This is a genomic window from Kitasatospora sp. NBC_00039 (assembly GCF_045160625.1).
Classification (GTDB): domain Bacteria; phylum Actinomycetota; class Actinomycetes; order Streptomycetales; family Streptomycetaceae; genus Kitasatospora.
Map to the genome: position 1 here is coordinate 5048625 of NZ_CP108289.1, position 14683 is coordinate 5063307.

The 14683-nt window shown below is 71.9% G+C and carries 14 protein-coding genes and 1 tRNA gene; 11 read left to right on the forward strand and 4 right to left on the reverse strand.

Annotated elements, in window-relative coordinates; genetic code table 11:
* The first annotated feature begins 174 nt into the window (after positions 1-174).
* A complete protein-coding gene (locus tag OG286_RS22405) occupies positions 175-1461 on the forward strand; it encodes a sensor histidine kinase (protein WP_396321946.1) in 1287 nt (428 codons plus the stop codon).
* A 2-nt stretch (positions 1462-1463) separates the two neighbouring features.
* Positions 1464-2156, forward strand: a complete 693-nt coding sequence (locus OG286_RS22410) for a response regulator (RefSeq protein ID WP_396321945.1) — start codon at positions 1464-1466, stop codon at positions 2154-2156.
* A gap of 116 nt (positions 2157-2272) precedes the next feature.
* Here the strand turns inward: OG286_RS22410 and OG286_RS22415 are convergent, their stop codons facing one another.
* Positions 2273-2932 (reverse strand): DUF461 domain-containing protein, encoded by a 660-nt coding sequence (locus OG286_RS22415; protein ID WP_396321944.1) that lies wholly within the window; start codon positions 2930-2932, stop codon positions 2273-2275.
* A 414-nt stretch (positions 2933-3346) separates the two neighbouring features.
* Here OG286_RS22415 and OG286_RS22420 point away from each other — a divergent pair, with 414 nt between their 5' ends.
* From OG286_RS22420 to OG286_RS22450, 7 genes are all read left to right on the forward strand, one after another.
* Positions 3347-3829, forward strand: coding sequence for a CarD family transcriptional regulator (locus OG286_RS22420; protein ID WP_030244332.1), 483 nt, complete (start codon positions 3347-3349; stop codon positions 3827-3829).
* A 337-nt stretch (positions 3830-4166) separates the two neighbouring features.
* Positions 4167-4886 (forward strand): 2-C-methyl-D-erythritol 4-phosphate cytidylyltransferase, encoded by a 720-nt coding sequence (ispD, locus tag OG286_RS22425; RefSeq protein WP_396321943.1) that lies wholly within the window; start codon positions 4167-4169, stop codon positions 4884-4886.
* Entirely contained in the window at positions 4876-5394 is a 519-nt protein-coding gene (gene ispF / locus OG286_RS22430; protein ID WP_396321942.1) for a 2-C-methyl-D-erythritol 2,4-cyclodiphosphate synthase, read from the forward strand. The genes ispD and ispF overlap by 11 nt, the downstream gene beginning before the upstream one ends.
* 185 nt (positions 5395-5579) lie before the next feature.
* Entirely contained in the window at positions 5580-5975 is a 396-nt protein-coding gene (locus OG286_RS22435) for a PPOX class F420-dependent oxidoreductase (protein WP_396321941.1), read from the forward strand.
* A gap of 129 nt (positions 5976-6104) precedes the next feature.
* Positions 6105-7499, forward strand: a complete 1395-nt coding sequence (cysS, locus tag OG286_RS22440; RefSeq protein WP_396321940.1) for a cysteine--tRNA ligase — start codon at positions 6105-6107, stop codon at positions 7497-7499.
* 135 nt (positions 7500-7634) lie between these two features.
* On the forward strand, positions 7635-8630 hold the full coding sequence (gene rlmB, locus OG286_RS22445) for a 23S rRNA (guanosine(2251)-2'-O)-methyltransferase RlmB (RefSeq protein ID WP_396321939.1): 996 nt from the start codon (positions 7635-7637) through the stop codon (positions 8628-8630).
* A gap of 195 nt (positions 8631-8825) precedes the next feature.
* Positions 8826-10538 carry a DoxX family membrane protein gene (locus tag OG286_RS22450; protein WP_396321938.1) on the forward strand — a complete coding sequence of 571 codons (1713 nt, stop codon included), beginning with the start codon at positions 8826-8828 and terminating at the stop codon, positions 10536-10538.
* 183 nt (positions 10539-10721) lie between these two features.
* On the opposite strand, the gene OG286_RS22455 is transcribed toward OG286_RS22450, so the two are convergent.
* The 3 genes from OG286_RS22455 to OG286_RS22465 all read right to left on the reverse strand — a co-directional run bounded on the left by OG286_RS22455 (position 10722) and on the right by OG286_RS22465 (position 13285).
* The gene (locus OG286_RS22455) at positions 10722-11498 is read right to left on the reverse strand and encodes an NDP-sugar synthase (protein ID WP_396321937.1); all 777 of its coding nucleotides are present in this window, start codon (positions 11496-11498) and stop codon (positions 10722-10724) included.
* A gap of 49 nt (positions 11499-11547) precedes the next feature.
* Positions 11548-11988, reverse strand: coding sequence for a hypothetical protein (locus tag OG286_RS22460; RefSeq protein WP_396321936.1), 441 nt, complete (start codon positions 11986-11988; stop codon positions 11548-11550).
* 205 nt (positions 11989-12193) lie between these two features.
* Positions 12194-13285, reverse strand: coding sequence for an ABC transporter ATP-binding protein (locus OG286_RS22465; protein ID WP_396321935.1), 1092 nt, complete (start codon positions 13283-13285; stop codon positions 12194-12196).
* Between the two features lie 298 nt (positions 13286-13583).
* Between OG286_RS22465 and OG286_RS22470 the strand changes: the two genes are divergently transcribed.
* Positions 13584-13657: transfer RNA gene (locus OG286_RS22470), tRNA-Thr, on the forward strand.
* Between the two features lie 167 nt (positions 13658-13824).
* Entirely contained in the window at positions 13825-14631 is an 807-nt protein-coding gene (locus tag OG286_RS22475; RefSeq protein ID WP_405365734.1) for a DUF6602 domain-containing protein, read from the forward strand.
* The last annotated feature ends 52 nt before the right edge of the window (positions 14632-14683 follow it).

Genomic DNA, 14683 nt, shown 5'->3' on the forward strand with positions numbered 1-14683 from the left:
GGTCCGCCACCCCTCCCACACGGGCTGCGTGGCCAACTCTCGGCCGTCCGGGCGACCACGCACGACCCGTGCAGTGAATCGGCAGCTACGTGAAGGTGAATTCTCGGCAACGCGCGGCCGATCCCTTGATCCGACCCTTGGGGAGTGGCCTGGCTGTGCGCTTAGGCTGGCCGCATGGACGTGAACGTGGCCGCCGCCGCTGCCTGCGCCATAGCCGGGCTCGGCGTCGGCCTCACGGCCTCCATCGCCTTCCGTTGGAGCGAGCGCGAACAGGCCAGGAGCAGACACGGCGGAACCAGCGGCAAGAACCGGCAGCAGGCGCTCGGCGCAGGCACCCACGAGCCCCCGCTTCCCCCGGGGGTCGACACCGTACTCTCCGTGCTCCGATCCTGCGCGATCGTGCTCGGCGAGGGCGACGAGGTGGTCAAGGCCAGCTCGGCGGCGTACGCGATGGGCCTGGTGCGCGGCGGCGCGGTCGCCGTCGACCCGATGCTCGCGCTGGCCCGTGCCACCCGCCGGGACGGCGAGATCCGCCAGGTCGAGCTGGAGGTGCCGCGCCCGGGCACGGCGCGCACCGCCGAGCCCCTCGCGGTGTCCGTCCGGGTCGCCCCGTTGGGCTCCCGGCTGGTCCTGGTACTGGTCGAGGACCAGACCGACCGCCGTCGGGTCGAGGCGGTCCGCCGCGACTTCGTCGCCAACGTCAGCCACGAGCTCAAGACCCCCGTCGGCGCGCTCTCGCTGCTCTCCGAGGCGGTCGCCGACGCGTCCGACGACCCGGAGGCGGTCCAGCGCTTCGCCGGCCGGATGCAGATCGAGGCGACCAGGCTGGCCAGCCTGGTCCAGGAGATCATCGACCTCTCACGGGTCCAGGATGACCGGCTGATGGTCGACCCGGAGCCGGTCTCGGTGGACGAGCTGATCGCCGAGGCGATCGACCGCTGCCGCCAGCAGGCGGCCGCCAAGCAGATCCTGATCGCGGCCGGCGGCATCGCCGGCCTCTACCTGCACGGCAACCGGGGCCAGCTGGCCGCCGCGTTGGGCAACCTGGTGGAGAACGCGGTCAACTACAGCCCGCCGCGCACCCGCGTGGCGATAGCGACCCGCCGGATCTCCAGCGCCGCCGCCCTCGGCGAGGCCGACGGCGAGCTGATCGAGATCTCGGTCACCGACCAGGGCATCGGCATCTCCGAGAAGGACCGCGAGCGGGTGTTCGAGCGCTTCTACCGCGTCGACCCGGCCCGCTCCCGCCAGACCGGCGGCACCGGCCTCGGTCTCTCCATCGTCAAGCACGTTGCCGCCTCGCACGGGGGCACCGTCTCGGTGTGGAGCGTCGAGGGCCAGGGCTCCACCTTCACCCTGCGCCTGCCTGCCGGGCAGGCGCCCGCGGACCACACGCTCCCCGCCGGGGAGTCCGCGCAACTCCTGTCAGAAACAACCCCCCAGCTTGCCCCGGAGGCCTGATCGTGACCCGAGTACTGGTGGTCGAGGACGAGGAGTCGTTCAGCGACGCCCTGTCGTACATGCTCCGCAAGGAGGGCTTCGAGGTGGCCATCGCCGCCACCGGCCCCGACGCGCTCGAGCAGTTCGAACGGAACGGTGCCGACCTCGTCCTGCTCGACCTGATGCTGCCGGGCCTGCCCGGCACCGAGGTCTGCCGCCAGCTCCGGGTGCGCTCCAGCGTCCCGGTGATCATGGTCACCGCCAAGGACAGCGAGATCGACAAGGTCGTCGGCCTGGAGATAGGTGCGGACGACTACGTCACCAAGCCGTACTCCACCCGCGAGCTGGTCGCCCGGATCCGCGCGGTGCTGCGTCGGCGCGGCGAGACCGAGGGCCCCGGCGAGGGCGGCGGTCCGGGCGCGCTGGAGGCGGGCCCGGTCCGGATGGACGTCGACCGCCACGTGGTGACGGTGGACGGCGCCAAGGTGGACCTGCCGCTCAAGGAGTTCGACCTGCTGGAGATGCTGCTGCGCAACGCGGGCCGGGTGCTCACCCGGATGCAGCTGATCGACCGGGTCTGGGGCGCGGACTACGTCGGCGACACCAAGACGCTGGACGTCCACGTGAAGCGCCTGCGGGCGAAGATCGAGCCGGACCCGGGCGCGCCGCGCTACCTGGTGACGGTCCGCGGCCTCGGTTACAAGTTCGAGCCGTAAACCCGGGCCGGGCCGCACGCGCGGACACGGCAGCGGACACGAGCACAGGGGGATGGCCCCTCCGGCAGGTGCCGGAGGGGCCATCCCCCTGTCGTTCAGCCCTGGACGGCCGCGGGTCAGTGGGTCCCGGCGGCCGGCGTGGCGGTACCGGCCGGAGCGGCGGCGCCGGACGGCGTGGCGCCCGGGGTGGCCGCGCCGGTGGCGGGGACGGTGGTCGCGGCGGGGGCGGACGGCGAGCCCGCGGGCTTGGACGGGGCGGCCGCCGGGCCGGGGCCCCAGCCCTTGTACAGGCCCGCGTTCGGGCTGACGGCGGCCTCGGTCCCGACCTTCTCGCCGCTCTTGAAGGCGAACTCGGTGGGCGCGTAGCCGCCGACGACCACGGTGGCGGCGGGGACCTTGGCGGACGGGTTGCCGTCGCCACCCAGCAGCACCGTGCCGCCGGCCGGGATGACGAGGGAGCCCACCGGGGCGCCCTTCTCGTCGAGCAGGGCGGCGGCGCTGGTGCCGACGGCGACGGACTGCAGCTCGATCGGCGTCTTCCCGGAGTTGCTGATGTTCACCGTCACGTTGACGGGACCGGTGTACTCACCGGAGGGCTCGTCGCCGGTGACGACGACGATGTTGTTCAGCCGGATGTTGGTGCCCAGCGTCGCCTGGGCGTTGTCGGGCTTGATCTCCAGAGTGTCCGGCGTGTTGCCGGCCGCGCAGGACGACAGCGAGGCGATGGCGAGGGCGGCGATGGCGGCGATGCTGCCGACTCGAAGGCTGCGGCTCACGGCGGCGGCTTCTCCTAGGTCACGTGGCGGGTGGTCGGGTCTCAGATTATCGACCTTGCTTATGCGCTCCTCACGGGGTGGTCCCCGTGTCGCCCGCCGAAGCTGTCCCGGGCGCCCGTACGGCGGCACATCGCCGTGTCCAGGTCAAAATCGACCAAGATCGGATCACGATCGGGAAACGGCCCGATAAACGGTGAAAACTCAAGATCCAATCGCGGTTTCGGGAGTGTTGCCGCAGGTTTCGGTGGGCGCCGGAACCGCCTCCGACCTGCGGTAAGCCCCCGTCGAACATCGGTCGCAGCACGTCATGGGGGTCCTTGTCAAGCCCCGAGACCCGCCCTGACCTGCGAAAACGCCCTTCGGGTGCGCCGAAAAGCGTGTTATTCTGGAAAGCCACGGAAGGGGTCCTGTCACATGACGTTCAAGGTTGGCGACACGGTGGTCTACCCCCATCACGGGGCCGCGCTGATCGAGGCCATCGAAATTCGCCAGATCAAAGGTGTGGACAAGACCTACCTGGTGCTCAAGGTGCAGCAGGGAGACCTGACGCTCCGCGTGCCCGCCGAGAACGCGGAGTTCGTCGGCGTGCGCGATGTGGTCGGCCAGGAGGGTCTGGACCGGGTCTTCGAGGTGCTCCGCGCACCGTACACCGAAGAGCCGACCAACTGGTCCCGTCGCTACAAGGCGAACCTGGAGAAGCTCGCCTCGGGTGACGTTATCAAGGTCGCCGAGGTTGTGCGCGATCTCTGGCGTCGCGAGCGCGAGCGCGGTCTGTCGGCCGGCGAGAAGCGCATGCTCGCCAAGGCACGCCAGATTCTCGTCAGCGAGCTCGCGCTGGCCGAGAACACCAACGAGGACAAGGCGGAGACGCTGCTCGACGAGGTGCTCGCCTCGTAGTGCAGTCGGGCTGCCGCCCACCGCTCACAGCGCCCGATGCCGGCGCGCCGCTCCCCGGACGAAACGTCCTGGAGTGGTGCAGTGGCACTTCGGGCGCTGAGGCGTGTCCGGACGACGCCCCCTCACCCGAGCCGGCCGGTCCCGGGTCTGCATGACCGTTCCTGCGCGTACTGCGTTCTGCGTGTGCCGCGGTGCGTGGTCGGCGGGCGGGGGGACCATGGTGCTTTCGGAAGGGGTCCGGACGCCCGTCGTGCACGCGCTCGTCGTGCACGCCATGGCCATACCCACTTCGCCGAAGGAGTGAAACCTGAACGCCGCAGCAGCAGTTGCAGCAGCAGTGGTGCCCGCCGCGGGACGCGGTGAGCGGTTGGGGCCCGGAGCCCCCAAGGCCCTGCGGGAACTGGGCGGGGTGCCGCTCCTGGTGCACGCCGTCAGGGCGCTCGCCCGCAGCCGGGCGGTCGGCCTGGTCGTGGTCGCCGCGCCGGCCGACGGGGTCGCCGAGGTGGTCGGCCTGCTCGACAGCCACGGGCTGGACGGCAAGGACGTCCGGGTGGTGGCCGGCGGGGCGACCCGCCAGGAGTCGGTCCGGCTCGGTCTCGCCGCCATCCCGCCCGAGGTGGAGATCGTCCTGGTGCACGACGCGGCCCGGCCGCTCGTCCCGGTCGAGGTGGTGGACGCGGTCGCGGCCGCCGTCCGGTCCGGCGCCGAGGCCGTGGTGCCCGCCGTCCCGCTGGCCGACACCGTCAAGCGGGTCGAGCCCAACCCGGGCGGGCCCGAGCCGGTGCTCGACACGCCCGACCGCGCCACCCTGCGGGCGGTCCAGACGCCCCAGGGCTTCCGCCGGGAGACGCTGGCCGGGGTGCACGCCAAGGCGCTGACCGAGGAGGCCGAGGGCGGCCTGCCGCCGGTCACCGATGACGCCGGCTTGGTGGAGCGCTTCGGCGGCAGGGTGGTGGTGGTGCCCGGCCACGAAGAGGCGTTCAAGGTGACCCGTCCGCTGGACCTCGTGCTCGCCGAGGCCGTACTCGCCCGCCGGAGGGCATCCGATGGCTACTGATCCGACGACGGCCGCCGGGCCCGCCGTACCGCTGATCCCCCGGGTGGGCATCGGCACCGACGTGCACGCCTTCGAGGCCGGCCGGCCGCTGTGGGTCGCCGGGCTGGAGTGGCCGGGCGCCGAGTACGGCCTGGCCGGGCACTCGGACGCCGACGTGGCCGCGCACGCCTCCTGCGACGCGCTGTTCTCGGCCGCCGGGATCGGCGACCTGGGCGCGCACTTCGGCACCGACCGGCCGGAGTGGTCGGGCGCCTCCGGCGTCACGCTGCTCAAGGAGGCGGCCCGGCTGGTGCGCGAGGCCGGCTTCGAGATCGGCAACGTCTCCGTCCAGGTGATCGGCGTCCGGCCGAAGATCGGCAAGCGCCGGGACGAGGCCCAGGCCGCGCTCTCGGCGGCGGTCGGCGCGCCCGTCTCGGTCTCGGGCACCACCACCGACGGCCTGGGCCTCACCGGCCGGGCCGAGGGCCTGGCGGCGATCGCCACCGCCCTGGTGTACGAGCGGCGCTGAGGGGCCGCCCAGGCCGGGGGCCCGGCCCGGCCTGGGTCTCACCGGCCGGGCGCAGGGGTCCGTTCCGGGGACACCCTGAGGTTGACGGGTGTTCAGGACGCCCTGCCGGGGCGGGAGTCGCTACGGTTCGGTGCGGGCCCCTCGGCAGGGGCCTCCCGTACGCCGCTTGACGAGAAGAGGTCCCGATGACCGCGCATCTCTCCGACCGGGCCAAGGCCCTGATCGACGGCAAGAGCTTCGCCGTCGTTTCCACGATCCAGCCCGACGGAAGCCCCCAGTCCTCCGTGGTCTGGGTGAAGCGGGACGGCGACGACGTCCTGTTCTCCACCGTCGAGGGCCGCCGCAAGCACCTCAACCTGCTGAAGGACCCGCGGATCTCCCTGGTGGTCAACCCTCCGGAGAGCCCGTACTCCTACCTGGAGGTGCGCGGCGAGGTCACGCTCACCCGGGAGGGCGGCCGGGAGCTGATCGACGAGCTGGCGCACAAGTACCGCGGCGAGAAGGTCTACCGCTTCGACGGCCCGGACGATGTGCGGGTGGTCGTGCGGATCGCCCCGCGCAAGGTGGTCGGCAACCTCTGAGCGGCCGGTCCGGCGGTCCGGCACGGAGGGGGCGCCTCCACCAAGTCACGGAGAAGAAACGGCGCAGCCGCGGTATTGACATTCGAGAATGTCGCGGGGCACCCCCTGCTGCCCACTACGCTTGACGCTGTGAGCATTCGCCTGTACGACACCAGCACCCGCCAGGTACGCGACTTCGTCCCGCTTGTACCGGGTTGTGTCTCGATCTACCTGTGCGGCGCTACCGTCCAGTCGGCGCCTCACATCGGGCACATCCGGTCCGGCCTCAACTTCGACATCATGCAGCGGTGGTTCGCCTACCGCGGCTACCAGGTGACCTTCGCCCGGAACGTCACCGACATCGACGACAAGGTGATCGCCAAGGAGCGCCAGCTCGGCACCCCGTGGTGGCAGATCGCCTACGAGAACGAGCGCGCCTTCAACGACGGCTACTCGGCCCTGGGCTGCCTGCCGCCGACCGTCGAGCCGCGGGCGACCGGGCACGTCCCCGAGATGATCGAGATGATGCAGACGCTCATCGCGAAGGGGCACGCCTACGCGGCCGACGGCAACGTCTACTTCGACGTGAAGTCGTACCCCGAGTACCTCGCGCTCTCCAACCAGAAGCTGGCGGACCTCCGCCAGCCCGCGGGCGAGGGCGAGACCGGCAAGCGCGACCCGCGCGACTTCGCGATGTGGAAGGCCACCAAGCCCGGTGAGCCGAGCTGGGACACCCCGTGGGGCCGCGGCCGCCCGGGCTGGCACCTGGAGTGCTCGGCGATGGCCCACAAGTACCTCGGCGCGGCCTTCGACGTGCACGGTGGCGGGTTGGACCTGATCTTCCCGCACCACGAGAACGAGATCGCCCAGTCCAAGGCGTACGGCGACGACTTCGCGAACTTCTGGGTGCACAACGCCTGGGTCACCATGGCCGGTGAGAAGATGAGCAAGTCGCTGGGCAACTCGGTGCTGGTCTCCGAGATGGTCCAGCGCTGGCGGCCGATCGTGCTCCGCTACTACCTGGCCGCCCCGCACTACCGCTCGATGATCGAGTACAGCGAGGAGTCGCTGCGCGAGGCCGAGGCCGGCTTCGGCCGGATCGAGGGCTTCGTCCAGCGGACCGTCGAACGCTGCGGGCCGGTCGACGCGGCGCCCGAGGTGCCGCCGGCCTTCGCCGAGGCGATGGACGACGACCTGGGCGTTCCGCAGGCGCTGGCCATCGTGCACACCGCCGTCCGCCAGGGCAACAGCGCCCTCACCGCGGACGACAAGGAGAACGCGGTGGCGCGTCTGGCCGAGGTCCGTGCGATGCTCGGAGTGTTGGGTCTCGATCCGCTCGACCCGCACTGGGCCGGGGCGGAGCGCGGTGACGACCTGCACGGCGTGGTCGATTCGCTGGTCCGGATGGTGCTGGAGCAGCGGCAGGCGGCCCGGGCCCGCAAGGACTTCGCCACCGCGGACGCCATCCGCGACCAGCTCGGCGTGGCCGGGCTGGCGATCGAGGACACCCCGTCCGGCCCGCGCTGGACGATCAACAGCCAGTAACCCCATCTGACGATCGGGGTGAGGGTGGGCCGTACCGGACCGGTGCGGCCCTCCCGCATGACGTAGCGCATGCCGTCGGCCGGCTCCGGTTTCCACCGGGCGGCCGGGCATGCCGGACAGACAGGAAGTACAGCCATGGCCGGCAACAGTGCACGCAGGAACCGTCGCAACCCCGGATCGAAGAAGGGCGCGAGTGTCGGTACCGGCGGCCACAGCCGGAAGGCGCTCCAGGGCAAGGGCCCGACCCCTCCCGGCGCGGAGCGCAAGGGCCACCCGAAGCAGCGCCAGGCCAACGCCGCGCTGAAGCGCGAGCGGGACGCCAAGGCCCGGGCCGGCATGCGCCGGGCCGGCGCCGGCGGCCGGGGCGGCCGCGGCGGCGCCGGTGCCGCCGAGCTGGTGTTCGGCCGCAACTCGGTGGTCGAGGCCCTGCAGGGCGGCGTTCCGGCCACGGCGCTGTACGTCATGCAGTTCATCGACACCGACGACCGGGTCCGCGACGCCTTCCAGGCCGCCAACGACCGCGGCATCCCGCTGATGGAGGCCCCGCGGCCCCAGCTGGACCAGATGACCGGCGGCATGAACCACCAGGGCCTGGTGCTCCAGGTCCCGCCGTACGAGTACGCGCACCCCGAGGACCTGCTGGCCGACGCCGCCGACGCCGGTGAGGACGCGCTGATCATGGCGCTGGACGGCGTCACCGACTCGCGCAACCTGGGCGCCGTGGTCCGCTCCGCCGCCGCCTTCGGCGCGCACGGCGTGGTCATCCCCGAGCGCCGGGCGGCCGGCATGACCGCCGGTGCCTGGAAGACCTCCTCCGGTGCCGCGGCGCGGCTGCCCGTCGCCCGCGCCACCAACCTCACCCGGGCGCTGGAGGCGTACCAGAAGGCCGGCCTGATGGTGGTCGGTCTGGCCGCCGACGGGGAGGCCGAGGTCGGCGACCTGGAGGCGCTGTCCGGCCCGGTCGTGATCGTCGCGGGCAGCGAGGGCAAGGGCCTGTCCCGGCTCGTCTCGGAGACCTGCGACATCCGGGTGCGGATCCCGATGCCGGGTGCCACCGAGTCGCTGAACGCCGGCGTCGCCGCGGGCATCGTGCTGTACGAGGCCGCGCGCCTGCGCAGCAAGGTCGGCTGAGGCGGGCTCTCGGCCCAGCACAGGCGAGTCGCGCGGCGCAGGCGATCTTTCGAATTTTCCGCAGCGCGTCCGCAATCCGGGTGAAAGCGATCGGGCCCGACCGGGCCCGATCGCTTTACTCATGATCACTTCAAGTGGGCGCCGGATATCCACTCGCGAGAGTGTCCTAACCGGGTGTCACCCGGTTAGACGGGTGTGGACACCAGAACACCTCGGCGCCCCCTCCTGGGCGGCGGCAGCACCGGGATAGACGCGGGCCCCGGCCTCAACACCGTCAAGGTGCCGTCCGACCCCGCGCGCCTCAGCAGCACCCAGGCGAGCTTCCGGCTCCGGCTCGGCACCCCGGTGGCGCCGCTGATCGAGGCCCCGGCCGGACTGCTGTCCACCGGCGCCGCGTTCGGCGACCCGTACGCCACCCAGGGCCTGATCCGACGTCCGCTGGTCACCCCGCAGGTCGTCGTGCCCGCCTCCGCCGTGCCGGCGTTCGCAGGGGCCGGCGGCGCCGGTGCGCCGCGCCGCAAGGGCCGGGTCACCGCCGTCACCTGGACCGGGCAGGCGCCCCCCGGGGACCTCGCGGCCACCCAGCTGCTGGACGCCGTCCGGCTCAGTGGCGTGCCCGCGCCGGCCGGGGTCGGCAGGCGCGGCATGGGCGACGGAGACCCGGCCGGCTACGACACCCAGGTGATCCCGCCGTACGCGGGCGCCCGGACCGTCCCGCGCCAGCCGCGCGAGGGCGGCGGGACGGCCACCGAGGCCGGCGTCGGCTCGGTCGGCGTGCCGCAGGGCTGGACGCCCAGCGGCGAGCTGCCCGAGGTCTCGGCCGCGTCCGCCGAGGGCAGGCAGCCCTGGTACCCCGGCCGCCGGGTCGACCTCGGCCTGGTGCTGCTGCCGCTGCGCGCCGTGCTGGGCTCGCTCTCCGTCTACGCCGGGTTCAGCAAGCTCTGCGACCCGGTGTACTTCGACGGCGGCGAGCGCGGCTCGATGATGCGCTGGCTCTCCTCGCTGCACCCGTGGAAGGTCGCCGAGCCGCTGCTGTCCTTCGCGATGGCGCACCCGGTGGGCTCGGGCCTGGTGGTGTCGTTCACCGAGATCGTGGTGGGCGTGCTGACCCTCCTCGGCCTCTGGCAGCGGCTCGCGGCAGGGGCGGCGATGCTGCTCTCCGCCGCGCTGCTCTTCACCGTCAGCTGGCGGTCCGTGCCGGTCTACGACACGCCCGACCTGATCTTCCTGGCGGCCTGGAGTCCGCTGCTGATCGCCGGAGCGCCGTACGCCTCGCTGGACGGGCGGCTCAACCTGGAGGCCTGGCGCCGGTACGGCTCCGGCGCACCGGGGGCGCTGCGCCGCCGGGTGCTGCGGCGTGGCGCCGTGGTCACCACGGTGGTGGTCGGCCTGACCCTGGTCCTCGGGGCGATGCTGGGCGCCGCGGTCCGCACCGGCGGCCGTCCGCACCCCGCGCCGTCCCGGCCGGCCACCGACTACGGCACGCCGGTCTGGCCGAGCGGCGGGCCGTCCGTGGCGCCCGGCGGGCAGGGCCCGTCCACCTCGCCCTCGCCCGTTCCCTCCCGGCCCGCCTCGCCGACGCCGAGTGCGTCCGCGCCGCCGACCCCGGCCTCGGCCTCGTCGAAGGCCGCGACGGCCACCCCGAGCGGCAAGGCGCGGTCGACCAAGCCCGAGACCGGCGGTACCGGCTCGGCGCCGTCGGCGGCACCGTCGGCCGCCGCGCCGGCCGGCTCGTCCTCCGCGCAGCGCACCACACCAGCGCCGGGCGGTTCGGGGACGGCGCCCAAGCCCAGCCAGAGCACCGGCTCCGGTTCGGGCCTGCTGGGCGGGGTGCTGGGCAGCGGGCCGCTGTCCGAGCTGTCCGGCGGCGCCCGCAGTTCGCGACCGGGGTCGCCGACGTCGACCTGACGGGCCGTCCGGTCGCTTGGGGGCTCCGGCCCCTCAGGGGCCGGGGAACGGATCGGCCGGGTGCTCCGTGGGGGAGCACCCGGCCGATTGCCGTGCGGTGGCCGCCCCCAATTCGGGCGCGGGGGCGCCGATGGCCGTGCGGTGGCCGCCCTGCGGCCTCCTGAGGGCCCGCGGGGAGAGCGTCTAGCCGGGAGTGCGGCCTGCCCCCGCGGCGAGCTCCTTGGCCGCCTCGGTGAGGTCCTTCGCGGTGTCGATGGCACGCCAGTAGACGCCCTGCGGCAGCTGGTACCCGGCCAGTCGCTTGCCGCGGGCCAGCTGCGGGAACGTGGTGCGCTCGTGGTCGCCGACGTCCGGCAGCAGCTCGGCGAACTCCGGACTGAACACGTACAGCCCGGCGTTGATGAGGAACGGCGAGGGCGGGGCCTCGATGAAGTCCAGCACGTTGCCGAACTGGTCGGTCTCCACCGCACCCCACGGAATCCGCGGCCGGGCCAGCGCGAGGGTCGCGACGGCGCCCCGCTCGTGGTGGAAGGCGGCCATGTCGCGCAGGCTGAACCTGGTCCAGATGTCGCCGTTGGTGGCGTACCAGGGCTCGCCCGGCCGGGGCAGCGCCTTGGCCGCGTACTTCAGACCGCCACCGCGTCCGAGCGGCTCGGCCTCGACGACGGTGCGGACCCGCAGCGGCAGGTCGGCCTTGTCGAGCCACTCCTCCAGTACGTCGGCCAGGTGCCCGCAGGAGATCACCGCGTCGGTGACGCCCTCGGAGGCGAGCCAGGCCAGCTGGTGCCCCAGGATCGGCGTGCCCGTCCCCGGGATCTCGACCAGCGGCTTCGGGCGGTCGTCCGTGTAGGGCCGCAGCCGGGAGCCCTGGCCGCCGGCCAGGATGACGGCCTGGGTGACGACGGTCTGCTGGGGCGTGGGAGGCTGCGGCGCCCGCGGGGGCGTGGTGTCAGCGGTCATGCCTGCACAATAGGCGCGCGCCGGTGGCGGCCCACAGTGGCAGGGAGGGTCAGCCGGTGGTTCCCGAGGCGAACGAGCCGTCACAGACCGGGCGGGCGAAGGAACGGGCCCGCTGGGCGTCCCCCTGGTACTTGCGCACCGCCGCCTTGCCCAGCTCGGTGGCGAGCGTGCTGCAGTACGGCGTCAGCGCCGGCTGCTCGCGCATCGAGCGCTCCAGCAGGTCCAGCGCGGTGCCCGGGTTGTGCGCGCGCAGCTCGTCCAGCAGGGCGACGCGCAGCGCGTCCTGCGGGTCGAGCCCCTCCGGAGCCTTGCCGGTGGACGCCCGGCCGATGCCGGCGCCGTCCCCGCTGGACGCCGCCACCACCTGCTGGTCCAGGCCCGTCGGCGGAGCCCACGGCACCCTGGTCACGGCGAGGGTGCCCGTGGTCACCAGGACGACGGGCAGAGTGAGGGCGATGGTCTGGCCGATACGGCGAACAAGCTGCTTCACGCTCAGGAGAGTAGCGCCGGGTAGGGGCCGGATCGCCCTCCGTTACACCATCGAGTGACGTGGTGTCCCGGTTCGTCCCTTCATCGTGTTGACGAAGGCCGGTTGACGGCGGAGCCCCGCCGGACCGCGATGGTCCGACGGGGCTCCGTCCTGCGCTGCTCCGCGCCCGGGCCCCACGTCCTCGGGCAGGGGGGCGCCGGGTCGCTCAGTTGCTCAGGCGGGCACCGGAGCTGGTGGAGAACACGTGGGTCTCGTCGGCGATCGGCACGACGTGGATGGTCTCGCCGCGCGCCGGGATCTGGCGGCCGTGCACGCGGACGACCAGGTCCTTGTCCTCGCCGCCGATCTTGGTGGTGCCGTAGACGAAGCCGTCCGAGCCGAGCTCCTCGACCACGTTGACGGTGACGGCGACGCCCTCGATGCCGCCGCTCGGGACGATCTCGAAGTGCTCCGGGCGGATGCCGACGGTCACGGTCTTGTCGGTGCCGGCGCCGGCGAGGTCCTCGCGGGAGATGTTGACGACCGAGCCGCCGAACTTCACGCCGCCGTCGACCAGCGGCACCTCGACCAGGTTCATCGCGGGCGAGCCGATGAAGCCGGCCACGAAGAGGTTGGCGGGCCGGTCGTACATGTTGCGGGGGGTGTCGACCTGCTGGAGCAGGCCGTCCTTGAGCACCGCGACCCGGTCGCCCATGGTGAGCGCCTCGGTCTGGTCGTGCGTGACGTACACGGTGGTGATGCCCAGACGGCGCTGGAGGCCGGCGATCTGGGTGCGGGTCGAGACGCGGAGCTTGGCGTCCAGGTTCGACAGCGGCTCGTCCATCAGGAAGACCTGCGGCTCGCGGACGATCGCGCGGCCCATCGCGACACGCTGGCGCTGACCGCCGGAGAGCGCCTTCGGCTTGCGGTCCAGCAGCGCGGTGAGGTCCAGGATCTTCCCGGCCTCCTCGACCTTGGCCCGGATCTCCGTCTTGTTGACGCCCGCGATCTTGAGCGCGAAGCCCATGTTCTCCGCGACGGTCATGTGCGGGTACAGCGCGTAGTTCTGGAACACCATCGCGATGTCCCGGTCCTTCGGCGGCAGGTGCGTCACGTCGCGGTCGCCGATGCGGATCGCGCCGCTGTTGACGTCCTCCAGGCCCGCCAGCATGCGCAGGCTGGTCGACTTGCCGCAGCCCGAGGGGCCGACCAGGACGAGGAACTCCCCGTCCGCGATGTCCAGGTCCAGCGCGTCCACGGAGGGCTTGTCGGCCCCGGGGTAGACGCGGGTCGCCTTGTCGTACGTCACAGAAGCCATGGCTGTGCTCTCCTTCACCGGCAGGAACGTGCCGGACGATCCGAGTAAAGGGTGGATGTCGCGCCGCCCGCCCAGTGGTCTGAACCACTGCACACGGCGACTCCAGGCGACGCTACCTGCGCCTTCGCCGCTTGTCAGCCCCCGGCCCACCCGATTTCGGCATCGGTTCCATCACGCCCGCCCACCTGCCCCGCCCGGGCCCCGCCCGGTCCATCCCCCGGATATGCCACCATCGCCCGACCCCCGCCCGGTAGACTGCCCCCGGTGCCGCCGTGACCATGTCGCGGACGGTCACCATGCCTCCTTAGCTCAGCTGGCCAGAGCACCGCTCTTGTAAAGCGGGGGTCGTCGGTTCGAACCCGACAGGGGGCTCCGCGGCGGGAACGCCAGAAGGGCCAGCTCACCGGGGTGATCCGGTGGTGCTGGCCCTTCGTTGTTGCCGCGGAGCTACTCAGGCTGTGCCACGGGCGTGCCAGAAGCGGCCGACGAGTAGCTGCAACGGCCGACCGCGGCCACACGGAGGAGCCTAGGATCCGGGCATGACCCAAGAGAAGCTCGGCATGATCCTCGGCTCCGTGGCCAAGAAGATGCACGCCGACTTTGAGCAGTCCCGGAACTTCAACCACAACGGTGAGGCTGGCACGTCACGCGAGGCGTTGGTGCGCGAGTTCCTCTCGGGCTACCTGCCGTCGCATGTTGAGGCTGTCCACAGTGCTGAGATTGTGGCCTCTGCCGGGGATGTTTCGCCGCAGTGTGACATCGTGCTGATTGATCGAGGGACGCCGCCGTTCACGACACTGAACGGTTACAGAATCATTCCTAGCGAGTGCGTCTACGGCGTGGTTGAGGTAAAGACAAAACTCGATAAAGCGCAGCTGGTGGATGCCTGCGAGAAGATTGCCAAGGTTCGCCGGCTTGGAAAAGTGGCTTACAGGCCGGTTCCGGGTCTCATCCCTCGCTCCACATCTGCCTATGGCAAGACGTTTAGCTTTTTCCCGACATCCGGGATGATCGTTGCCTTTGGCAGTCTGAACCTTGAGACGATCGGCAGCCATCTGATGGATTGGTGTGCGGGACGTGACCCGATCGAATGGCCGGACAGTGTGTGGGTCCTTGGTAAAGGTCATCTGCAATGGACGGATCCCAAGAACGGCAATCTTGACAGGTCGCCGTCGCCGGGGTCATCGCTCATGCAGGTAGATGCGGTGCCGGATCGGGATGTGTTGTTGCCCTTGGCTCTCCATCTGAACATCCACTTCTCCGATGCGTGGATGCACCCCCTGGACCTGGTGCCGTACTCCGGTGCGACGCCTTTGGGATTCGCTGCCAGGAAGTGGAGCTTCTAGAAGGAAATGGGCGCTGCTCCGGCCTGTTAGCGCCGGTTGGAGTCTGGAGCAG